The organism is Pseudomonas sp. Pseusp10 (genome assembly GCF_059492225.1).
In genome coordinates this window covers 2,045,945-2,061,871 of sequence record NZ_CP168528.1, presented here as the reverse complement: position 1 = coordinate 2,061,871, position 15,927 = coordinate 2,045,945, and the positions used below count along the sequence as shown (strand labels likewise).

Genomic DNA, 15,927 nt, shown 5'->3' with positions numbered 1-15,927 from the left:
TGCCTGCTCGTTTTTATTATCACCAGCCGCCGGACGAACCGCCTCCGCCGAAACTGCCCCCGCCGCCGCTGAAGCCTCCCTCCACCGCCGCCGCCAAATCCACCACCGCCAAAGCCGCCCCCGGATCCACCCGAGCCGCCCCGGCCGGCGGGAAGGATACCGAGCATCTGGCACACAAAAACAGTCAGGATGAACAACATCACCAAAAACACCAACAACCCGGGATGCCGCGAGACGAAATCGTCCCCCGGATCGCCTCTGGATTCATACGCCGTGGAAGGTTCGTCCAAGGGGTTGCCGCCCAGCACTACCAGCATCGCCGCCACGCCATCACTGATGCCTTTACTGAAATTGCCGGTCTTGAACGCCGGGGTGATGACCTGATTGATGATCACCGAACTCTGGGCATCGGTCAGGCGATCCTCCAGGCCATAACCGACTTCGATACGCAGCCGGCGCTCGTCCCGGGCAACGATCAGCAAGGCGCCGTTGTTCTTGTCCTTCTGCCCGATACCCCAGTGGCGGCCGAGCTGGTAACCGAAGTCGGCGATGTCGGTTCCCTGCAAATCCGGCAAAGTCACGACCACAAGCTGCTCGCCGGTGGCTTGTTCATGGGCCTGAAGTTGTTGGGTGAGCTGCTGGCGCACCGATGGCTCGATCATCTGCGCGTTGTCGACCACCCGCCCGGTCAGCGCCGGGAAGTTCAGTTCGGCACGGGCCGTGATCGCCACCACCCATAACAACAGCAACAGGCCTGTTCTCAGGACACGCATTGGCAACCTCTTGCGCGGTGACGCCGATGACCGCTTTTCAGAATTTGACCTCCGGGGCCTTTTCCGAACCCGGTGTGGCTTCGAAGGTCTCGCGCACCGGCAGGTTGCTGTACATCACGCTGTGCCACAAACGGCCGGGGAAGGTGCGGATCTCGGTGTTGTATTTCTGCACCGCGAGGATGAAATCGCGCCGGGCCACGCTGATCCGGTTCTCGGTGCCTTCAAGCTGCGATTGCAAGGCGAGGAAATTCTGGTTGGCCTTGAGGTCCGGATAACGCTCGGAGACCACCATCAACCGGCTCAAGGCGCCACTGAGCTGATCCTGGGCCTGCTGGTACTGCTTGAGTTTTTCCGGGTTGTCGAGGGTCGAGGCATCCACCTGGATCGAAGTGGCCTTGGCCCGGGCCTCAATGACCGCCGTCAGTGTCTCTTCTTCATGTTTGGCGTAGCCCTTGACGGTTTCCACCAGGTTGGGAATCAGGTCGGCGCGCCGCTGATACTGGTTCTGCACCTGACCCCAGGCGGCCTTGGCCTGTTCGTCGAGGGTCGGGATGTTGTTGATGCCGCAGGCAGTCAGCAACGTGGCCAGCATCAGCAGCGTGGCGACCTGCAGGCGTGATCGGTAGGTTGGACTTACATTCATCAGGATGATGCTCCCTTGTACATTTCATGAAAAAACCGACCGTGAATCCTTCTGGGCCGGCTCTTGGGGCATAATCGCCCGCGCCTCTGGATTGCAACGGGCCAATGGGCTAAAAAGAGGCCCTGCGCGAAAACGTATCCGCCATTTGGCTGTCGTATTCCGAGCCTGCATCCGAACAACAATAGTCGCTCCCTAAATTTTGGCTGGCCGGCGTGTGCATCGCCGTTTGGGCCCTTGAGAAAACTATTCATGAAGAAGCTGTGTTTGCTGGGCCTGTTCGTCAGCCTGGCCAGTCATAACGTATTGGCCGCCACGACCCCCGCACCTCTGGAGAACAAGGACGCCTTCATCAGCAACCTGATGAAGCAAATGACCCTCGATGAAAAAATCGGCCAACTGCGCCTGATCAGCATCGGCCCGGAAATGCCCCGGGAGATGATCCGCAAGGAAATCGCGGCGGGTAACATCGGTGGTACGTTCAACTCGATCACCCGCCCGGAAAACCGGCCGATGCAGGATGCGGCCATGCGCAGCCGCCTGAAGATCCCGATGTTCTTCGCCTACGACGTGATCCACGGCCACCGCACCATTTTCCCGATCCCGCTGGCCCTGGCCTCGAGCTGGGACATGGACGCCATCGGCCTGTCCGGACGCATCGCCGCCAAGGAAGCCGCGGCTGACAGCCTCGATATCACCTTCGCGCCGATGGTCGACATCTCCCGCGACCCGCGTTGGGGCCGCACCTCCGAAGGCTTCGGCGAAGACACGTACCTTGTGTCGCGGATTGCCGGCGTGATGGTCAAGGCGTTCCAGGGCACCGGCGCGAACGCAGCCGACAGCATCATGTCCAGCGTCAAGCACTTCGCCCTGTACGGCGCGGTCGAGGGTGGTCGCGACTACAACATAGTCGACATGAGCCCGGTCAAGATGTACCAGGACTATCTGCCGCCGTACCGCGCCGCCATCGATGCCGGCGCTGGCGGGGTGATGGTCGCGCTGAACTCGATCAACGGCGTACCGGCCACCGCCAACACCTGGCTGATGAACGACCTGCTGCGCAAGGAATGGGGCTTCAAGGGCCTGGCGGTCAGCGACCACGGGGCGATTTTCGAGCTGATCAAGCACGGCGTCGCCGCCGACGGTCGCGAAGCGGCGAAGCTGGCGATCAAGGCCGGCATTCACATGAGCATGAACGACACCCTGTACGGCAAAGAGCTGCCCGGGCTGCTGAAGTCCGGCGAAATCCAGCAGAGCGACATCGATAACGCCGTGCGTGCGGTACTCGACGCCAAGTACGACATGGGCCTGTTCAAGGACCCGTACCTGCGCATCGGCAAGGCCGAGGATGACCCGGCCGACACCTACGCCGACAGCCGCCTGCACCGCGCCGAGGCCCGTGATGTGGCGCGCCGCGGCCAGGTACTGTTGAAGAACCGGAACGAAACCCTGCCGCTGAAGAAAACCGCGAAAATCGCCTTGGTCGGCCCGCTGGCCAAGGCGCCGATCGACATGATGGGCAGCTGGGCCGCCGCAGGTAAGCCGGCGCAATCGGTGACCCTGTTCGACGGCATGACCAATGCGCTGGGCGACAAATCGACACTGATCTACGCCCGTGGCGCCAACATCACCAGCGACCCGAAAATCCTCGGTTACCTGAACTTCCTCAACTTCGACGCCCCGGAAGTGGTGGATGACCCACGCCCGGCGAACGTGCTGATCGACGAAGCGGTGAAAGCGGCCAAGGACGCTGATGTTGTCGTTGCCGCCGTCGGCGAATCCCGTGGCATGTCCCACGAATCGTCGAGCCGCACCGACTTGAACATCCCGGAAAACCAGCGCGAGCTGATCCGTGCCCTGAAAGCCACCGGCAAACCGCTGGTGCTGGTGTTGATGAACGGCCGTCCACTGACGATCCTCGAAGAGAAAGAGCAGGCTGACGCGATCCTGGAAACCTGGTTCACCGGCACCGAGGGCGGCAATGCCATCGCCGATGTGCTGTTCGGCGACTACAACCCGTCGGGCAAACTGCCGATCAGTATCCCGCGTTCGGTCGGCCAGATTCCGACCTACTACAACCACCTGACCATTGGCCGGCCGTTCACACCGGGCAAACCAGGCAACTACACCTCGCAGTATTTCGATGACACCACAGGTCCCCTGTACCCGTTCGGCTATGGCCTGAGCTACACCGAGTTCAGCCTGAGCGACATGGCCCTGTCGTCGACCACGCTGAACAAGACCGGCAAGCTCGACGCCAGCGTCACGGTGAAAAACACCGGCAAGCGCGACGGCGAAACCGTGGTGCAGTTGTACATCCAGGATGTGGCCGGCTCGATGATCCGCCCGATCAAGGAACTGAAGAACTTCCAGAAAGTCATGCTCAAGGCTGGCGAGCAGAAAGTCGTGCACTTCACCATCACCGAGGACGACCTGAAGTTCTACAACTCCCAGCTCAAGTACGCGGCGGAACCGGGCAAGTTCAACGTGCAGATCGGCCTGGATTCCCAGGACGTGACGCAGCAGAGTTTTGAGTTGCTGTAGTTAATCAAACACCACACAACCCTGTGGGAGCGAGCTTGCTCGCGATGAGGCCATAACATTCAACATCATCGTTGACTGTCAGGCCGCCATCGCGAGCAAGCTCGCTCCCACAGTGGTTTTCAGTGTTCAGAAGATTGGGATCAACCGCGCCGATCCAGCAGATTCACCACCACCCGATCCACCCATCCCCACACCCGCTGCTTGACCCGCCGCCACAGTGGCCGGCGCTTCCATTCCTCCAGGCTGACTTGCTGGCTCAGGGCGAAGTCGTGCTCGAAACTCGCGGCTACCGCCAGGGTCAATCCGGGGTCCAGGGCTTCCAGGTTGGCTTCCAGGTTGAAGCGCAGATTCCAGTGATCGAAGTTGCACGAGCCGATGCTCACCCAGTCATCGATCAGGACCATTTTCAGGTGCAGGAAACACGGCTGGTACTCGAAAATCTTCACCCCGGCCTTGAGCAGTCGCGGGTAATAACGATGCCCGGCGTAGCGCACTGACGGGTGATCGGTACGAGGTCCGGTCAGCAGCAACCGCACATCGACGCCACGGGCAGCCGCCCGGCGCAAGGAGCGGCGAACTTTCCAGGTCGGCAGAAAGTACGGCGTGGCCAGCCAGATTCGTCGATGGCCGCTGTTCAAGGCGCGTACCAGCGATTGCAGAATGTCCCGGTGCTGGCGGGCGTCGGCATAGGCCACCCGGCCCATTCCCTCGCCCATGGACGGCACCCGCGGCAGGTGCGGCAAGCCGAAATGCGAGGCGGGTCGCCAGGCGCGACGATGGCGGTTGGCGATCCATTGCCGGTCGAACAGCAACTGCCAGTCAAGCACCAGCGGCCCGGTGATTTCCACCATCACCTCGTGCCATTCGCTGACGTCTTCCCCCGGGGTCCAGAACTCGTCAGTGACACCCGTGCCGCCGACGACCGCCAGGCTCTGGTCCACCAGCAACAATTTACGGTGATCGCGGTAGAAGTTGCCGACCCAGCGTCGCCAGCTCAGGCGATTGTAGAAACGCAGCTCTACCCCGGCGGCCAGCAGCCGCTGACGCAAGGTCAGGGTGAAGGCGAGGCTGCCGTAATCATCGAACAGGCAGCGCACCCGCACTCCGCGTTCGGCGGCCTGAACCAATGCCTGGACCATGGCTTCGGCACAGGCGCCGGTCTCCACCAGATACAACTCCAGCTCAACCTGTTCTTCGGCGCGGGCAATCGCCACCAGCATGCGCGGGAAAAACTGTGGACCATCGACCAGCAGTTCGAAGTGGTTGCCTTCACGCCAGGGAAAAATCGCTCCGGCCATCTCAACGCGCCGTGAAAATCAGCACCGCACTCACCGGCACTGAAAGACTGATCGCCGATAAACCGGCCATTTTGCGTAACGTTTCCAGGCCGGGAGCCAAATCGAAATCTTCGGCGTTGATCACCAGCGGTTCGAGGGTCACCACCTGGAAGCGTCGGTCATCGAGACGGGTCGCCAGCAGTTCGGCGTGGTACTCGTGTTGTTTGCCGTGCAGGTCGACCATCAGCGGCAGGCGCAATTCCAGCTGCGCACCGGGAGCGAGGTCGTTGATCGGGCGAAGATCGATTTTCGTGGTGATCAATCCGTCTGGGAACCGCTCGACCTGGAACAGCTCCTTGCGCATGCGCTCATCGCGCAACGGGACGCCGCTGTTGATCGACTCCAGTTCGACTTCCACCTGCGCCAGCCCCTGGGGATCGACCTTGCCGTGCAACACCAGAAAGCGCTGCACTTCGGAAACATTGGCGTTTTTGGTGCTGACAAACGACAGGCGTGAAGACTCGCCATCGAGGTACCAGTCGGCGCGGGCCGACAATGCAGCACCGGTCAGCAGCAGAAAAACGAGGGATCGGAGGGCGGAGCGCTTGAACATAGAGACTCGTAAGGCAGAGAAACCTGTGCTGAACCTTAACCGGCCTGCCACAGGTTGCAAGAAATGTGTTGCCTTGAGTCTCTAAACCACCACAAGTTCCAAATCAGGCCATCGCCTGCTGCACATCGCCAATGGTCGTGGCCAGGCTGTTGAGGTGCAGGTTGAGTACTCGCTCCACCGGCGCCTGATCCATCGGCCAGTGCAGCGCCATGCTGCCGACCAGGCGGCCATCGGTGCGGATCGGCAGGGCCACCGCGCGAATCAGGAACGGCAGGCGCACCGGATACTCCCAGTAACCCTCGGTGCGCTGGCCGAAGCCTTGATGCAATGCCTGCTCAGTGGTGCTGAACAGGGACTCGTCCGTCATTCGCTCACGGCTGGCCAGACGCTCCACTTCATGGCTGTCCAGCTCGCCAAGGCAGGCCCGCCCCATGGCCGAATGGAACAGGCTGGCGTGCTGGCCGACGATCTGGCAGTTGTTCGGGTATCGCTTGCGCAGCACCGTGGGGATCGCGCTTTCCATGACTTCGATCCGCTCGCCGTCAAAGCACGACAGGTCCGCCACCAACCCGGTGCGCTCACTCAACGCCAGCAGCAGCGGCGCGGCGTTTTCCACCAGACGCCGCTTGAAGCGCTGCTGGCTGTCACCAAACAGGCGCTTGGCGCACAAGCGATAACGCCGGTCGCTCAGGCCGCGATAGATCCAGCCCTGCTCCTGCAAGGTCAGCAACATGCGCGACACCGTGGCCTTGGGCAGGCTCGTCAGGTAGTGCAACTCCTCCAGCCCCAAAGCCTGATGCTCACCCAGCAACTCGACAATCGCCAGGGCGCGCTCGACGGAACGCACGCTACCGGTTTCTGCCTTGCTCTCCATAGGTTCGATCTCCCTAAGCGCAGATGGATGATCACTTTGCGCAGCAAGATGCGGGCCTGTCCGCTGGGCTCATGCATTTTGCAGACAACCGGGCGAGCAGCGCTTGACCCATTGAGTCAACTGCTCATGGGCATACGCCAGTTGTAAAACCGCAAGGTCAGCCTGGGCCCGACCCATGATTTGCAGGCCCATCGGCAGTCCGGCGGGGTTGAATCCCACCGGCACACTCATGCTCGGCAACCCGGCCAGGGTCGGCCCGATCACCACTTCCATCCAGCGGTGGTAGGTGTCCATGGCGTGCCCGCCAACAACGCGCGGCCAAGGGGTTTGTGCATCAAAAGGAAACACTTGGGCGGTGGGCAACAACAGGAAGTCGTAACGATCGAACAATTCGTTCAGCGCTCGATACCACTCGCTGCGACTGACCGAGGCCTGATAGACATCCGCCGCCGTCAGACGCAACCCGCCCTCGACTTCCCATCGGGCTTCGGGTTTGAGGTGTTCGCGCTTTTGCGCATCGGCATACAACCCGCCGAGGCTGCCTTGCACCAGCCAGTGGCGATGCACCAGCCAGGTTTGCCACAGGCGCTCCATTGAGAAATCCGGCTGGCAGGCCTCGACCTTGCAACCCAGTGCGGCGAAGTCCTGCAACGCCGATTCACACAGGCTCATGACGCCGGGCTCCATCGGCAGGTAGCCGTTGTAGTCCCCCAGCCAGCCGAGCCGCACATCCCTGAAATCCTGCTGCAACGACTGGTGAAATATCCCCGGATCTTCAGTCAGCGACAACGGCACGCGCGGATCGTACCCGGCCTGGGTGCCGAGCAAACGGGCAACATCGGTGACCGTGCGGCCCATCGGTCCTTCGGTGGCCAGTTGCTGGATGAACATCTCAGGTCCGGGCCCGAACGGCACACGCCCCTGGGACGGACGCAATCCATAGACGTTGTTGAACGCCGCCGGATTGCGCAGCGACCCCATCATGTCGCTGCCGTCGGCCACCGGCAGCATGCGCAACGCTAGCGCCACCGCCGCCCCGCCACTGCTGCCACCGGCAATCAAGGTCGGATCGTAGGCGTTGGTGGTGGTGCCGAACACGCTGTTGTAGGTTTGCGAGCCGAGGCCGAATTCCGGGACGTTGCTCTTGCCGATGATGATCGCCCCGCAGTCGCGCACCCGCGCCACGCTGATGGCGTCGTATTGCGGAACCTGCTCGGCGAACAGCGGTGAGCCCATCGTGGTGCGCAAACCGGCGGTGGCCGCCAGGTCTTTGACCGCCTGCGGCATGCCGTGCATCCAGCCTCGGGACTGGCCCCGGTCGAGTTGGCGATCACACTCGTCGGCCTCTGCCAGTAATGCCTCGGCCGGGCGCAGGGACACCAGCGCATTGACCTGTGGATTGAAGCGTTCGATCTGCGCCAGATACGCCTGCATCACCTCGCGACAGGACACCTGCCGCCCATGAATGGCCCGGGACAGCGCATCGGCGTCCATTTCAACAATCGGATTGCTGCTCAAGGTTTCACCCCAAGATTGAGTTCAACGGATCTTTTTGCCCGTGGTGCTTCTTGCATGCAGTAGGTGCCGAGTAACGTCAGCAAGCAGGCGAACAACACGTAGAACGATGGAGCCACCGGAGTCGCCAGGACCTTGCTCAGCCAAGTGACGATCAGCGGCGCGAACCCGCCGAAGACCATGACGGCGACGTTGTAAGCCACCGACACACCGGTGGAACGCACTTCGATGGGGAACTGCTCGGCCAGCGCGGTCGGAGCCGGGCCGAAGAAACCGCCGATCGCACTGCACAGCAACAGTTGCATCACCAGCAAACGCTCCACCGATGGCGCCGCCGCCACCCACACGTACAAGGGATAAACCATCAGGAAAAACGCCAGGGTGAAGGCCATCAACACCGGGCGCCGACCGAGTCGGTCCGACAGTGCGCCAGACAACGGAATGATCACGGTCATCAGCGCCACCGCGAGCATTTGCACCAGCAACACCTGATCCAGCGGCAGGCCGAGATTCTTGTGGGCAAAGGTTGGCATGTTCACCAGCACCACGTAGAACGACACGGTCGCGCCACAGGCCAGGCCCATGGACACCAGAATGCTGCGCCTGTGTTCGCGGAGCACTTGCATCAGGCTTGGGCTCGCGCCTTTGGCCTGTTTGCGTGCTTCGAGAAACTCCTCCGGTTCCTCCATGTACTTGCGAATCCACAGCCCGACCGGGCCGATCAGCAAACCCAGCACAAACGGAATCCGCCAGCCCCAGCTCTCCAGTGCCTCAGGGGACAGCAGGTGGGTGAACAATGCGACCATCGCCGCCCCGGAGAACACCGCCAGGCATTGCCCGACCAATTGCCACGAGCCGTACAAGCCCTTGCGGTGCGCCGGTGCGCTTTCCACCAGGAACGCCGTGGCGCTGGCGTATTCGCCGCCCGTGGCGAAGCCTTGCAGCATCCGCGCAACCACGATCAACAGTGGCGCACCCATGCCGATAGCGGCGTAGTTCGGTGCAAACGCAATCAGTGCGATGGAGACAGTCATCAGGCGAATGATCATCTGCATCGCCGCCTTGCGCCCTTTGCGGTCCGAATACATCCCCAGCAGGATGCCGCCCACCGGACGCATGAAGAAGCCGACGCCGAAAGTCGCCAGGGCCATCAGCAAGGAGGCGTATTCGTCGTCAGAGGGGAAAAACTGCCGGGCGATGATGCTGGCCAGAAAGCCGTAAACGATGAAGTCATACCATTCCAGCGCGTTGCCGATAACCGCGGCGACCACCTGCCGGGTGCGAGAAACGCCTGTGCTCGAAGTCTGCATGGGGGAACTCTCCAAAAACCTGTTGGGTAACGGCGGGCACGGCAGCGCGCACCCGGTCCGGCGGCAGTAGAAAGTGAGGAAATCAGGCCGGTTTGAGCCAGCTCTCGGTCAGTGCGCCCCAGTACGCGGCACCGGTCAGCAGGATGTCGTCGTTGAAGTCATACGCGGGGTTGTGGACCATCGGCCGCGACACGCCATTGCCGATGAACAGGTAGGCGCCGGGGCAACGTTGCAGCATCCAGGCGAAGTCTTCGCTGCCCATCAGTTTGGGGGTATTGCCATCGACCGCATCGGCACCGACCAGATCAACGCCGACTTGCCTGGCGAATTCGGTTTCGGCTGCATGGTTGACCAGCACCGGGTAGGCCGGACGATGTTCGATGCGCGAACTGCAACCGAAACTCCGGGCCTGGGATTCGATGATTGCGCGCACGCGTTCGAGGGTCTGCTCGCGCACTTGGGCATTCAGTGCCCGCAAGCTCAGGCGCAGGATTGCCTGTTGTGGAATGACGTTGGCCGCCTCCCCCGCCTGCAACGCGCCCACCGTGACCACCGCCGCCTGTTGCGCATCGATGTTGCGCGCGACCACGGTCTGCAGGGCCATGACCACACTGGCCGCCGCCACCAGCGGATCGACCGCCAGATGCGGCATCGAACCGTGGCCGCCGACACCTTCGATGGTCACGTTAAGCAAATCCTGCGAGGCCATCATCGGCCCCTCACGAAAACCCAAATGGCCGGCGGGTAGCCCCGGCATGTTGTGCATGCCGAACAGCGCATCGCAGGGGAAACGTTCGAGCAGGCCATCGGCAAGCATCGCTTCGGCACCGCCCTGGCCCTCTTCGGCAGGCTGGAAAATCAACGTCAGGGTGCCGTCGAACTGGCGTGTCGCCGCCAGGTAGCGCGCCGCGCCCAGCAGCATCGTGGTGTGGCCGTCATGCCCACAGGCGTGCATGCAACCCTGATGCTGGCTGCTGTAGGTTGCTCCGGTGTTCTCGATGATCGGCAGCGCATCCATGTCCGCCCGCAAACCGAGTCTGCGCGGGCTACTGCCATTACGCAGCACGCCGACTACACCGGTCTTGCCGATGCCGGTGTGCACCTCGTAGCCCCAATCCGCCAGGGATTTGGCCACCAGCGCCGAGGTGCGGTTTTCCTCGAAGCCGAGTTCCGGGTGGGCGTGGATGTCCTGGCGGGTGGCGTGCAGATCGCTGGCCACGTCGTTGAGCCAGGCAAGGATGTGCTGATATCGGGTCATGACGATTGTCCTCGGGCCGGGTGTAGTCCCGTTCTTGTTGTTCGCAGTGATTTCGCGACACGTCAAAGGCAGGTCGCGCTCACCGCCAGATAACCGCGAGTCGCGCGCCAGGACAATCGAATGTGGTTCCACAGAGTGGAACCTGAAGGGATATCAGGGCTGCAAGCGACAGCCCTGGCGCTCGCCGATCCACACGGCGCTGTTGCTGCGGCCCATGCCGCTGACCGTTACGCGCTTGGCGCTCGGGTCATCGACAAAGCCACTGGTGGGCAGCCATTGCTTCACATAGCCGTGGCAGTACTGGGTATCGTTACCCATCACATAGCGGCACGAACAATATTCCTTGGCGGTGTAGGCGCTGATGATGTCGGGGAACGCCCACAGCGCCTCACGCTCGTGCCAGATCCAGCCGAGCAAGGCGATCAGCGCAATCAGCAATAGCGAACTGACCGGTCGACGGCGAATGAAACCGCTCATGGCTGCACCCTCCCGGCAAAGGCCTTGAGCGCGAGCCTGAGCAATTCGTTGTGCCGGTAACTGCCGTCGCGGTCATCGCCGTAGCGGACGATCACCAGCTGTTCACTGGGGATCACGTACATCACCTGCCCCCAATGACCCAGAGCAGCGAAGGTATCGGCGGGGGCATCGGGCCAGGGTCTTGCTGCGCCCTCCACGGCTCGATTGAGCCACCACTGGCCGCCGGGGACGGCATCGTCTTCGTGGGCATGATAGTGAGCGAACGGCTCGCGGTTGAACGCCACCCAGTCCTTGGGCAGCAGTTGCCTGTCGCCCCAGCGCCCCTCGCGGGCCATCAACAGACCGACCCGGGCCAGATCCCGTGCCGTCAGGTAGGCATAGGACGACGCGACGAACGTGCCCGTGGCATCGGATTCCCAGACGGCACGGCGAATGCCCAGCGGCTCGAACAACGCAGTCCATGGATAGTCGGGATAGCGGCTGGGGCCGACGATGGTTTTCAGCGCGGCGGACAACAGATTGCTGTCACCGCTGGAGTAGCGAAACGCCTGGCCTGGCGCCGCGTACTCAGCATGCGCCGCGGTGAACGCGGCCATGTCGTGGCGACCGCGGGTGTAGAGCATGGCCACCACCGAAGATTTCAGCGGTGCGTATTCATAGTCCTCTTGCCAATCCAGGCCCGAGGCCCAGTGCAGCAAGTCGGCCACGGTCAGGTTCGGATGCCTGGCCAGCGGCGGATAAAATTTCTGCACCGGGTCCTGCAACTTGAACAGCCCTTCGCCATAGGCCACACCGAGGACCGTAGCCATCAGGCTCTTGCTGATCGACCAGGTCAGGTGTGGGGCCTCGGCCGTCGTCGGACCGGTGTAGCGTTCGTAGATCAACTGGCCGTCGCGAATCACCAGCAAGGCATCGGTGCGAATGCCCAGGCGAGTGGTGTCATCGCGGGGTGGGAAGGCGTAGGCCTCCAAGGCTCGAAGCGCCGACCCGGTCGGCGTCGGGGCGGTCGGCCATTGCTCGGCGGGCCAGTTTTCGGCCTGGGCCGTGAAACTGAGCAACAGCAGGAAAATCAGGGACAAGCCTTTGGGCATGGCGGGGGCTCGGAGATTGAAATTGCTGAGCCTAGTCGAGGTTGATGACAGTTCAGAAATTTGTGCTGCCAGTCAGTCCGTCTTCGCGGGCAAGCCCGCTCCCACAAAGGATCTTTGGTGTGAACAAGATCCCTGTGGGAGCGAGCTTGGTCCGGGCGGCGTTCCGACGATGAGGCCAGTCAGGCCAGCGAAGATTCCGCCAATGCCTTCACCAACCGCTTGCCCCGCGCCCCTGCCGCCAACTCCATCACCGCCTGGTCCCGCTGCCACATCGCCGCCCACTCTGGAGGCCCTCCAGCCATTGCCCCATTCACCTCAGCCTTGAGCCCTTCGAACTGCGCAAACAACCCACCAAGCAACACATGCCCGGCCGGATGGGTCGGTGGCTGACGGCTGGACTCCGCACACCCCGCCAACAACCCCAGCAACCGCAATTGCAAGGATTGCGGCCAACTGCATTCCTGGCCGACGCCATACAACCACGCCGTCATGGCGCTCAGTACATAGATGTCTTCCAGCGTGCGAAACGGTTTGACGTAGGCATCCCAGCCATCCCCGGCGAGCAATTCGCACAAGGCATTGTCCAGAAACAAGCGGCCATGGCTGATATCCGGCATCAACGGAATCGGCGCCAGTTTTTCCACCCGCACACCCGGCTCATCGCGATAGATCACTGCCAGGCTCAAGCGTGGCTTGGCACCGGGCTCTTCGTTGCGCGCCGCCACCAGCAACCAGTCGGCCGCATCGCCAGCGGTGACGAAATCCTTGCGTCCGTTCAGGCGCAAACCGCTCAGTCGGGTTTGCATGTCGGCCGGGCGCAGGCTGCGCTGTTCGGTGGCGCACAGCGCGCCGAGGCTCAGTGGTGCGCTCGGCCAGAGCATGCGCAATGCCGCTTGATACCCCACCAGAAACGCCAGCCCCGGCGTCGCCATCAATCGCCCGCCGAGCACGGCCAATTCGAACGGCGTGACCGTACCCAACTGCTGCAACAAGGTCGCGAAACCTTCGGCCAGATCCGGGTTGGCGGGCAAGCGTTCGCGGCGGTTCAACAGGGTTTGCCAGGGCATAAGAGGCTCCTTGAGGGCTGTCATATAAGCATCACCAAAGCTTAATGGCGATGACACCGGGGCTACATAGCCTGACTTTGCACAACACGGCTAGATAAAGAAAGTCGATCCGCTGTAACCCAAAGACGGGTGAGCAGCCCGCACGGAGAATCGCCATGACTCAGATCGCCCGCATCAGCGACACCGGCAATGAACGCCGCCTGCAAGCCGAACGCCTGGTAGGCGCCGAGGCGTTGCAGGAGGCCCAGGCCTTGCGTTTCAACGTGTTCAGCGGCGAATTCAACGCCAAGCTCAAGGGTGCCGAGCTGGGTCTGGACATGGATGACTACGACGTTCACTGCGCCCACATCGGTGTGCGTGACCTGAACACCGGGCGCCTGGTGGCGACCACCCGTTTGCTCGACCACACGGCTGCCAGCAGCCTGGGCAAGTTCTATAGCGAAGAAGAATTCAGCCTTCACGGCCTGGTGCATCTGCAAGGACCAATCCTGGAAATCGGTCGCACCTGCGTCGACCCGGCCTACCGCAACGGCGGCACCATCGCCGTGCTCTGGGGCGAACTGGCCGAAGTCCTGAACCAGGGCGGCTACAGCTACCTGATGGGTTGCGCGAGCATTCCGATGCAGGATGGCGGCGTGCAGGCCCACGCGATCATGCAGCGTCTGCGCGAACGCTACCTGTGCACCGAACACCTGCGCGCCGAGCCGAAAAATCCGCTGCCGAGCCTGGACATCCCGTCCAACGTGATCGCTGAAATGCCACCGCTGCTCAAGGCCTACATGCGCCTGGGCGCGAAGATCTGCGGCGAGCCCTGCTGGGACGAAGACTTCCAGGTCGCCGACGTGTTCATCCTGCTCAAGCGCGACGAACTCTGCCCGCGCTACGCCAAACACTTCAAGGCGGCTGTGTAATGGGCCGGTTGCGGGTGTACGCGCGAATCGCGCGAGTGCTGATGGTGGTGACGCTGGGCCTGGGCATGGCCAGTGTGTTCGGGGTGTTCGAGCGCCTGGGCCTGGCCCATTCGATGGCGCGTCGTCAGCGCTGGTCGCGGTTTTTCATGGCCCGCCTGAGCAACGCCCTGCCCTTTGACGTGACCGTCCACGGCGAGCTGCCGAAGACACCGATGCTCTGGGTCAGCAATCATGTGTCCTGGACCGACATCCCGCTGCTGGGGATGCTCACACCGCTGTCGTTCCTGTCCAAAGCCGAAGTGCGCACCTGGCCGGTGGCCGGCTGGCTGGCGGCCAAGGCCGGCAGCCTGTTTATCCGCCGTGGCTCGGGTGACAGCCAGTTGATCCGCAAGCAGATGACCCGCCACCTGGAACAAGCTTACCCACTGCTGATGTTCCCGGAAGGCACCACCACCGATGGCCGTTCGCTGCGCACCTTCCATGGTCGCCTGCTGTCCGCCGCCATCGATTCCGAAGTGGCGATGCAGCCGGTGGCGATCCGTTATGTACGCGACGGCGAGCCCTGCACGCTGGCACCGTTCATTGGCGACGATGATTTGCTCTCGCACTTGATGCGGCTGTTTGCCAATGATCGCGGTGGTGTAGAGATTCATCTGCTCAAGCCAATTGCTTGCGAAGGTCGGGAACGTGCAGCGCTGGCGTTCGAGGCACAGCAGGCGGTGCAGAAGGCGTTGTTCGGGACAGTCGTTGAACCTCAGCGAGCACCGATGCGCCCCGCTATCGCAGCATAAACGCAGACCCCCTGTGGGAGCGGGCTTGCTCGCGAAGGCGTAGTGTCAGGCGACATTGATATCGACTGACACTACGCCTTCGCGAGCAAGCCCGCTCCCACACGGGTTTCATGTCGCAGGATAGTTCCGGGCAAAAGCCTGCAACTGCGGATAGAACAACCGAAAGTCCTCGCTCAACGGTTCATACAACCGCCGCAACTCCTGCATCGCCGCCGCCAGTTCCTCCGGCCGGGTCAGGCGCCGCGAGATCCCCCGCAACACCTGCTCCAGCACTTCGAATTCCTGATACGAACCCAACCAGTCATTGGCCACCATGTACGGTGCAATCTTCGCCAGCCGTTCCGGCAATTGCCGCTCGCTGGACAGCACCCGGTAAACATCCGAGGTGAACAACGCCAGGGGCCGATCGGCATACAGCGTCCAGTCCCGGGCCAGACAATGGTCGAAAAACACGTCGAGCACGATCCCCGCGTAGCGACGCCGGGTCAGGGAGAAACGCGACAACGCGACGTCCACCAGCGGATGACGATCGGTGAACACGTCGATGCTGCGGTGCAACTGGATGGCCCCTTCGATTTCCGCAGCGAACTGCCCTTGCAGCCGTCCCTTGACGAAATCGCCATACAGACTGCCGAGCAATTGGCCGGGACGCTGGCCACCGAGGTGAAGATGTGCGAGATAGTTCATGGGCGCAGCTTAGCACCGCCCCCTTGTATTGTTACACTCTACATATCGCTATAACCCGATATACCGAAATGTGAGTTGGTCAGAGCCAAATCATATTTG

14 protein-coding genes and 1 pseudogene are annotated in these 15,927 nt (G+C 62.2%); 3 read left to right on the top strand and 12 right to left on the bottom strand.

What is annotated here, in order from left to right; translation table 11 throughout:
- Positions 1-19: 19 nt before the first annotated feature.
- Positions 20-773 (bottom strand): annotated as a pseudogene (locus ACEN8Z_RS09190) (TPM domain-containing protein).
- Between the two features lie 37 nt (positions 774-810).
- On the bottom strand, positions 811-1,416 hold the full coding sequence (locus ACEN8Z_RS09185) for a LemA family protein (protein ID WP_116262195.1): 606 nt from the start codon (positions 1,414-1,416) through the stop codon (positions 811-813).
- Positions 1,417-1,665: 249 nt separating this feature from the next.
- On the opposite strand from ACEN8Z_RS09185, the gene bglX reads away from it, so the two are divergent.
- Complete coding sequence (bglX, locus tag ACEN8Z_RS09180) at positions 1,666-3,957, top strand: beta-glucosidase BglX (protein ID WP_495597423.1); 2,292 nt, start codon at positions 1,666-1,668, stop codon at positions 3,955-3,957.
- A 140-nt stretch (positions 3,958-4,097) separates the two neighbouring features.
- Here bglX and ACEN8Z_RS09175 read toward each other — a convergent pair whose 3' ends face one another.
- From ACEN8Z_RS09175 to ACEN8Z_RS09135, 9 genes are all read right to left on the bottom strand, one after another.
- The gene (locus tag ACEN8Z_RS09175; protein ID WP_495597422.1) at positions 4,098-5,255 is read right to left on the bottom strand and encodes a phospholipase D-like domain-containing protein; all 1,158 of its coding nucleotides are present in this window, start codon (positions 5,253-5,255) and stop codon (positions 4,098-4,100) included.
- 1 nt (position 5,256) lies between these two features.
- Positions 5,257-5,847 (bottom strand): YceI family protein, encoded by a 591-nt coding sequence (locus ACEN8Z_RS09170; protein WP_495597421.1) that lies wholly within the window; start codon positions 5,845-5,847, stop codon positions 5,257-5,259.
- Between the two features lie 103 nt (positions 5,848-5,950).
- On the bottom strand, positions 5,951-6,721 hold the full coding sequence (locus ACEN8Z_RS09165) for an IclR family transcriptional regulator (RefSeq protein ID WP_008000154.1): 771 nt from the start codon (positions 6,719-6,721) through the stop codon (positions 5,951-5,953).
- Between the two features lie 69 nt (positions 6,722-6,790).
- Positions 6,791-8,239, bottom strand: a complete 1,449-nt coding sequence (locus ACEN8Z_RS09160) for an amidase (RefSeq protein WP_495597420.1) — start codon at positions 8,237-8,239, stop codon at positions 6,791-6,793.
- On the bottom strand, positions 8,236-9,546 hold the full coding sequence (locus tag ACEN8Z_RS09155) for a citrate-proton symporter (RefSeq protein ID WP_495597419.1): 1,311 nt from the start codon (positions 9,544-9,546) through the stop codon (positions 8,236-8,238). Before ACEN8Z_RS09155 ends, ACEN8Z_RS09160 begins: the two co-directional genes overlap by 4 nt.
- A gap of 82 nt (positions 9,547-9,628) precedes the next feature.
- Complete coding sequence (locus ACEN8Z_RS09150; protein ID WP_007996067.1) at positions 9,629-10,804, bottom strand: M20 aminoacylase family protein; 1,176 nt, start codon at positions 10,802-10,804, stop codon at positions 9,629-9,631.
- A 153-nt stretch (positions 10,805-10,957) separates the two neighbouring features.
- Positions 10,958-11,281, bottom strand: a complete 324-nt coding sequence (locus ACEN8Z_RS09145) for a hypothetical protein (RefSeq protein ID WP_007996069.1) — start codon at positions 11,279-11,281, stop codon at positions 10,958-10,960.
- Positions 11,278-12,372: a serine hydrolase domain-containing protein gene (locus tag ACEN8Z_RS09140; protein ID WP_495597418.1), complete on the bottom strand. Its 1,095-nt coding sequence runs from the start codon at positions 12,370-12,372 to the stop codon at positions 11,278-11,280. The genes ACEN8Z_RS09145 and ACEN8Z_RS09140 overlap by 4 nt, the downstream gene beginning before the upstream one ends.
- A gap of 179 nt (positions 12,373-12,551) precedes the next feature.
- Positions 12,552-13,439 (bottom strand): acyl-CoA dehydrogenase family protein, encoded by an 888-nt coding sequence (locus tag ACEN8Z_RS09135; protein ID WP_495597417.1) that lies wholly within the window; start codon positions 13,437-13,439, stop codon positions 12,552-12,554.
- Positions 13,440-13,594: 155 nt separating this feature from the next.
- On the opposite strand from ACEN8Z_RS09135, the gene olsB reads away from it, so the two are divergent.
- Together olsB and ACEN8Z_RS09125 are read left to right on the top strand one after the other, a co-directional pair.
- Entirely contained in the window at positions 13,595-14,350 is a 756-nt protein-coding gene (gene olsB, locus ACEN8Z_RS09130) for an L-ornithine N(alpha)-acyltransferase (protein ID WP_007996073.1), read from the top strand.
- A complete protein-coding gene (locus ACEN8Z_RS09125) occupies positions 14,350-15,141 on the top strand; it encodes a lysophospholipid acyltransferase family protein (protein WP_495597416.1) in 792 nt (263 codons plus the stop codon). The genes olsB and ACEN8Z_RS09125 overlap by 1 nt, the downstream gene beginning before the upstream one ends.
- Before the next feature lie 108 nt (positions 15,142-15,249).
- Here the strand turns inward: ACEN8Z_RS09125 and ACEN8Z_RS09120 are convergent, their stop codons facing one another.
- The gene (locus ACEN8Z_RS09120) at positions 15,250-15,828 is read right to left on the bottom strand and encodes an acyl carrier protein phosphodiesterase (RefSeq protein ID WP_495597415.1); all 579 of its coding nucleotides are present in this window, start codon (positions 15,826-15,828) and stop codon (positions 15,250-15,252) included.
- Positions 15,829-15,927: the final 99 nt, after the last annotated feature.